Source organism: Mycobacterium sp. GA-2829 (assembly GCF_001499965.1).
Lineage (GTDB): Bacteria > Actinomycetota > Actinomycetes > Mycobacteriales > Mycobacteriaceae > Mycobacterium.
This window is the reverse complement of the sequence record NZ_LQIT01000072.1, coordinates 1-5,695: the sequence shown is the minus strand read 5'-3', so window position 1 is coordinate 5,695 and position 5,695 is coordinate 1. Positions and strand designations below refer to the sequence as shown.

Below are 5,695 nucleotides of genomic sequence, written 5' to 3'. Positions count from 1 at the left end.
AAACAACCTCCGCCTCCCCCCCGGGGGGCGCCCCTCCCGGCTTCTCCCTGTCTGCTGTCCTTACCACTGTCCCCCCGGCGCCCGGTGGTTGAGCGCAGCGATCTGGACGCCGTCGCGCGGCAACTGGGCCGCGAGCCGCGAGGTGTCCTGGAGATCGCCTACCGCTGCCCCAACGGCGAGCCCGGCGTCGTCAAGACCGCACCGCGGCTGCCCGACGGGACACCGTTCCCGACGCTGTACTACCTCACCCATCCGGCGTTGACGGCGGCGGCCAGCCGGTTGGAGTCCGAGGGGTTGATGCGGGAGATGACCGAAAGGCTCTCGCAGGACTCGGTATTGGCCGACGCCTACCGGCGGGCCCACGAGTCGTATCTCGCCGAACGCGATGCGATCGAATCGCTGGGCACCACGTTCACCGGCGGGGGGATGCCCGACCGGGTGAAGTGTCTGCACGTGCTCATCGCCCATTCGCTGGCCAAGGGGCCGGGGGTGAACCCGTTCGGTGACGAGGCGTTGGCGATCCTGGCGGCCGAACCCGGTATGCGCGGTGTGCTGGACGAATCGAAATGGGGAGTGCGTTGATTAGGGTTGCGGCGGTCGACTGCGGGACGAACTCGATCCGGTTGCTCATCGCCGACGCGGCCGACGGCCGGTTGACCGACGTGCATCGCGAGATGCGGATCGTGCGGCTCGGCCAAGGGGTCGACGCGACGGGGGAGTTCGCGCCGGATGCGTTGGCGCGCACCGAGACGGCGCTGTCCGCATATGCGGAGCTGATGCGTGTCCATCAGGTCAGCCGGGTGCGGATGGTCGCGACGTCGGCGGCCCGCGACGTGGCCAACCGCGACGCGTTCTTCGCGATGACGGCTTCGGTGCTCGGCACGGTGGTCGAGGGTGCGGTCGCCGAGGTCATCACCGGCACCGAGGAGGCCGAACTGTCGTTCCGCGGTGCGGTCGGTGAACTCGACCCCGAGGACGGGCCGTTCGTGGTGGTCGACCTCGGTGGCGGGTCGACGGAGGTCGTGGTGGGGGGACAGTCGGTGGACGCGAGCTTCTCGGCCGACATCGGGTGTGTGCGGTTGACGGAGCGGTGCCTGCACTCGGATCCGCCGACCGCCGACGAGGTGGCTGCCGCCCGCGAGGTCATCCGCGATGCGCTCGTTGAGGCGCTGCGGCGGGTGCCGGTCGAAGGCGCCCGCACGTGGGTAGGGGTGGCGGGCACGATGACGACGCTGGCCGCGCTCGCACATCAGATGACCACCTACGACTCCGACGCGATTCATTTGTCCCGCACGGGTTTCAGCGCGCTGCTCGGGGTGTGTGACGACCTGATCGCGATGACCCGCGCGCAGCGGGCGGTGCTGGGGCCGATGCACGAGGGCCGGGTCGACGTGATCGGCGGCGGTGCGATCATCGTCGAGGAGTTGGCGCGGGAACTCGGTGAGCGGGCCGGTATCGACACACTGGTGGTCAGCGAGCACGACATCCTCGACGGCATCGCGCTGTCCATCGCCTGACCACGCCCTGCACCCGCGCGAGCAGACACAGATTCGCGTGGTCAGCGCGCGTTTCACGCGAATCTGTGTCTGCTCGCGCTATGAGGTGACCGCCACGATCGGCAGCGCCGCGCCCGCGGTGGCCGAGAGTCGTTGCCGGGCCAGCGCCGGCCACGCCTGCACCGCGCAGAACGGGGCGCACTGATCCTGGTCGCTGCGGGTGCCGACGTGCACGCAGCACTGCACCAGCCGCTCCTCGATCATCGTCGACATGTCCATGAACGGTTTGACGGTGATGCGCACGACGCGCTCACCGAGCAGACGACGGATCTTGCGCCGTCGGCCCGGTAGCGCGGAGGACGCCAGAGTCAGCAGCGTCGAAACGCCGAGATCGCAACTCTGACAGATGATCCGCCACACGTCGCCGATCTGCGGATGGGACAGCGAGGACTGTTCGGACAGCAGCCCGAGCAGCGATTCCTGCACCGCCAGGCGCATCTGCTTGGGCAGTTCGGAGTCGGCGATCCGGTTGGCCACCAGGCCGAGCCTTTCCTTGAGATTCTCGTGTCCGATGAGCCCGACCAGCGAACGCCACTGATCGTTGTCGTCGCGGATCAGGTAGCCGACCGAGCAGCAGTGCGGATGCGAACACGGCAGCGCGGTGAGGTCGCGCCAGGTGACCGAGCCGCCGGTCTGCGGGCCGAGGCGGTCGAGGACGCCGGTGTGGGTGAGTCGGCGGTGCGGGTCGATCTCGCCGGATCGGCCGGAGCCGAACTGCGGCTGGATGGTGATCCCCCCGACGTACGGGGTGTCCAGCGCGAGGCGGACCATGTCGCCGATTTCGCCGTCGTTGACGCCCAACGCCGTCGTCATCACCAGCGTGGTGAAGATCTCCCGCTCGGAGAGTCGGTGCAACGCAGCCCGTTTGATGCGGCGGAGATCGCCGCCGCGGTGGTGGCGGTGCGCCGCCTCCGAGAGCCCGTCGTACTGCAGGTAGACCTCGACCCGCTCGCGGTGGGCGGTCAGCAGGTCGAGCAGGCCGTCGTCGGTGGCGATACGCACACCGTTGGTGTTGACCAGGATTCGGGTGATGGGACGGTCGACGAGTTCGGTGAGCAGGTCGGCCAGGCCGGGGTGCAGGGTGGGTTCGCCGCCGCTCAGCATGACCACGTCGAGTCGGCCGTTCTCCCGGCGCAGACGCTGATCCACGTTGGCCAGCACGTCGGCGACGGGCACGACGTTGCGCAGATCGGGGGAGGAGTCGGTGAAGCAGGTGGGGCACCGCAGGTTGCAGGTGTCGGCGATGTCCTGCAGCAGGATGCAGGTGTGCTGGGTCTGCATCTCGGGCAGGCCGCGCAGATACGCCTGGGGGATCGGATCGAAATTGCCTGCCACGTCGGGGGTGTGGCTCTTCGTCGGCGCCGTCCACTCCTCGAGGTAGGACAGGATCTCGGGGACCTCGTCGTAGAGCGTGCGCACCAGACCGTGACGCGGGCAACCACGTTCGAGCCAGATGCGGCCCTCGCGTTCGACAAGCCGGCCGCTGAGCCGCTCGACGTCGGCGAGCGGCCGTTCGGGTGCCTCGTCATGGCAGTGCGGACAGAAGGCGGTCACGTAGCGGTGCAGCCGGTCGCCGCGCAGCCCCATCCCGGCGGTCATGAGGTGTACAGCGCCGGGTTGATGCCGGTGCAGAACCCGACCGTGACCAGCGATGTCAGCGCCCACCCGATCATCAAGCCCAACCCGACCCCTTTCGCGTGCGGGTTGCGCACCGCCAGTAGCGCGGCACCGCCGCCGAAGGCGATGAGCGCCAACATGACCGCCGCCCCGCCGAGGATGACGTTCGCCGAATCCGCCGACGATCCGGACACGACGACGGCGGCGAGACCGAGCGCCGAGTTGATCAGGATGTAGATCGGGGCACCCACGAACACCATGCCGATCGAGATCTTCCGCGGGGGCGGCGGTGGCGGGGCATAGCCGTGGCCGCCGGGATACGGCGGTCCTGGCGGAACGGTCATGCGCGCACTTCCTGCCGATGGGCTGCGGAGCGATAGTAACCGCGTCGGTGGCCGAGCCACAGACGAATGCCGATGAGGAACAGCGACGGCAGCAGGACCCACTGCGGACGGGTGAGGTCGAGCCACACGGTCTCGTTGGCGCGGGTGAACTCGACGAGGAAGCGGAACGCGGCGTACCCGGCGATGTAGAGCACGAACAGCTCACCCGGACGGTGTATCCGGTCGCGCAGCCACAGCAGCACGGCGAAAGCCGTGAGCTGGAAGGCGATCTCGTAGAGGAACGACGGATGCATGGCCTCGCCCGTCAGGCAGGCGGGGCATTCGGGTGTGGTGGCCGGTGCGTGGACACCCCACGGCAGCGCGGTGGGCCGACCGGGTGCTTCGGTGAGGTGGCAGCCGATCCGCCCGATGGCGATACCCAACGCGACGGCAGGCGCGAAGAGGTCCCCGGTCTTGCCGCGGTATCCGCCGATGCGTTTGGCCACCAGCACGCCGACATACGCGCCGAGTAGGCCGCCGAGGATGCTGCGCGACCCGGACTCCCACGCCTCGGCGAGGGTGGGGTTCGCGCTGACGTCGAGGTGCCGGGCCCACCCGGACAGCCGCATCCCGATCGCACCGCCGACGAGCGCCCCCGTGGCCGCCACCACTGACTGCTCGTTGACCGCACCGCGGCGGCGGGCCTCGGCGATGAAGACAGCGAGTGCGGCCAGCACCCCGAGACCCACGAAGACGCCGTGCACCGGAACCGCGACGGGGCCGAGGTGCCACTGCGGGGTCATCGGCGAAATGTAGCGCGGCTAGGACGCCAACGACAGGCCTGCGCCGGCGTCGAATCCGAGGACCAGGCGGATCAGCCCCCACAGGAGTGCATCGAGCACCGGTCAGGCACGCGAACGGGTGCGGGACTTCAGGTGGGCACGCTGGCGCGGTTTCGTCGGATCGTGTTGCGCCGCAAGGGTCAGCCCGAGGATGAGCATCACGACGCCGAGAGCGAAGTGCAGCCAGTTGTCGGCACGGTTGAGGGGGAACAGCGCCGAGATCCCGTCGTGCCCGGAGGCCGCCCGGTAGATCCACAGGCCGAGCAGTGTCACGCCCCCGGCGAGGAGGTATGCCCGCGACGCGGAATAGGTTCGCGCGCAGAACATCCCAGCCACGCCGAGCGCCAGGTGAACCGTGTTGTGCAAACCGGACACCGCGAACACCCCGAACAGCAGCGCGTCAGAGTCGTGACCCGCCCACTGCAGCGTGTCGTGTTTGGTGGTGACGCCGGGCACGAAGCCGAGGGCGCCGAGCAGGAGATAGGCGGCGCCGACGAGCAACGCCGCGCCCTGCACGGCCATCAGCGTGGGTCTCTTCACCATCGCGCACCTCCCGTTGACCTGCACTGACGCAATACCCGGGCGGTTCCGGGTTCAACCAAACACCGCCCGGGCGCGCGGTGGTCAGTGGGCGATTCGGCCTCCGTCCGCGTGCGTGGTGGTGCGTCTGCTCAGCGCGACTCCGAGGCCGATCATGCCGATGGCCAACACGAGATGCAGCCAGTTGTCGGCGTTGTTGACCGGGACGAAGTTCGCACTGCTGTCGTGGTCGATCACGAGGCCGTAGATGAACAGCAGCAGATAGATCACTCCGCCGCCGATGAGGTACGTGCGCGCCCCGTTCCACGTCCGCGCCATGAGGACGCCTGCCACGCCGAACGCCAGGTGGACGAGGTTGTGCAGGATCGACACGTTGAAGATGCCCAGCAGGGCGGCTTCCGAATGATGGCTGGCGAACGTCATCGTGTCGTAGTTGGTCGTGATTCCTGGGATGAACCCGAGAATGCCGACGAGCAGGAACACCGCACCCACTGCTGCCGCTGCCTTTTGCAGCGTCGTCGGATACCGTCCCATCGCTCCGCCGGACCGCGCCGGATTGTTGCTTGCCATGGTTGCTCCTCTTGATTGGGCGGACGGCGCACACGTACCCGGGGCCTGCGGGTGCAAACGCACGGCTTTGTCACCCGGGTCCCGATGCCAGCAAATCAGGGGGCTATTCGGGCTCGTCGTCGTTGTTGTTGTCGGTGAGGTAGCGCTGGGGGTGGAAGTGGTTGTTCACTCGGGGTTGGCCGGTGTCCTGGTCGGCCGGTGGGATCCAGTAGGTGCGGCCGTCGCCGGGGCGTTCGGTGGTGTAACC

At 68.6% G+C, this 5,695-nt stretch carries 7 protein-coding genes; 2 read left to right on the top strand and 5 right to left on the bottom strand.

The window, feature by feature from the left end:
- Positions 1-84: 84 nt before the first annotated feature.
- Together AU194_RS28725 and AU194_RS28720 are read left to right on the top strand one after the other, a co-directional pair.
- A complete protein-coding gene (locus AU194_RS28725; RefSeq protein ID WP_059092656.1) occupies positions 85-582 on the top strand; it encodes a DUF501 domain-containing protein in 498 nt (165 codons plus the stop codon).
- A complete protein-coding gene (locus AU194_RS28720) occupies positions 567-1,517 on the top strand; it encodes a Ppx/GppA phosphatase family protein (RefSeq protein ID WP_082698891.1) in 951 nt (316 codons plus the stop codon). The genes AU194_RS28725 and AU194_RS28720 overlap by 16 nt, the downstream gene beginning before the upstream one ends.
- Positions 1,518-1,595: 78 nt before the next feature.
- On the opposite strand, the gene AU194_RS28715 is transcribed toward AU194_RS28720, so the two are convergent.
- From AU194_RS28715 to AU194_RS28695, 5 genes are all read right to left on the bottom strand, one after another.
- On the bottom strand, positions 1,596-3,155 hold the full coding sequence (locus AU194_RS28715) for a radical SAM protein (RefSeq protein ID WP_157576578.1): 1,560 nt from the start codon (positions 3,153-3,155) through the stop codon (positions 1,596-1,598).
- On the bottom strand, positions 3,152-3,517 hold the full coding sequence (locus AU194_RS28710; protein ID WP_059092655.1) for a hypothetical protein: 366 nt from the start codon (positions 3,515-3,517) through the stop codon (positions 3,152-3,154). Before AU194_RS28710 ends, AU194_RS28715 begins: the two co-directional genes overlap by 4 nt.
- Complete coding sequence (locus tag AU194_RS28705; protein WP_059092654.1) at positions 3,514-4,299, bottom strand: prolipoprotein diacylglyceryl transferase; 786 nt, start codon at positions 4,297-4,299, stop codon at positions 3,514-3,516. Before AU194_RS28705 ends, AU194_RS28710 begins: the two co-directional genes overlap by 4 nt.
- A gap of 102 nt (positions 4,300-4,401) precedes the next feature.
- On the bottom strand, positions 4,402-4,881 hold the full coding sequence (locus AU194_RS28700; RefSeq protein ID WP_059092657.1) for a DUF4383 domain-containing protein: 480 nt from the start codon (positions 4,879-4,881) through the stop codon (positions 4,402-4,404).
- Between the two features lie 81 nt (positions 4,882-4,962).
- A complete protein-coding gene (locus AU194_RS28695) occupies positions 4,963-5,412 on the bottom strand; it encodes a DUF4383 domain-containing protein (protein WP_157576579.1) in 450 nt (149 codons plus the stop codon).
- Positions 5,413-5,695 lie beyond the last annotated feature (283 nt).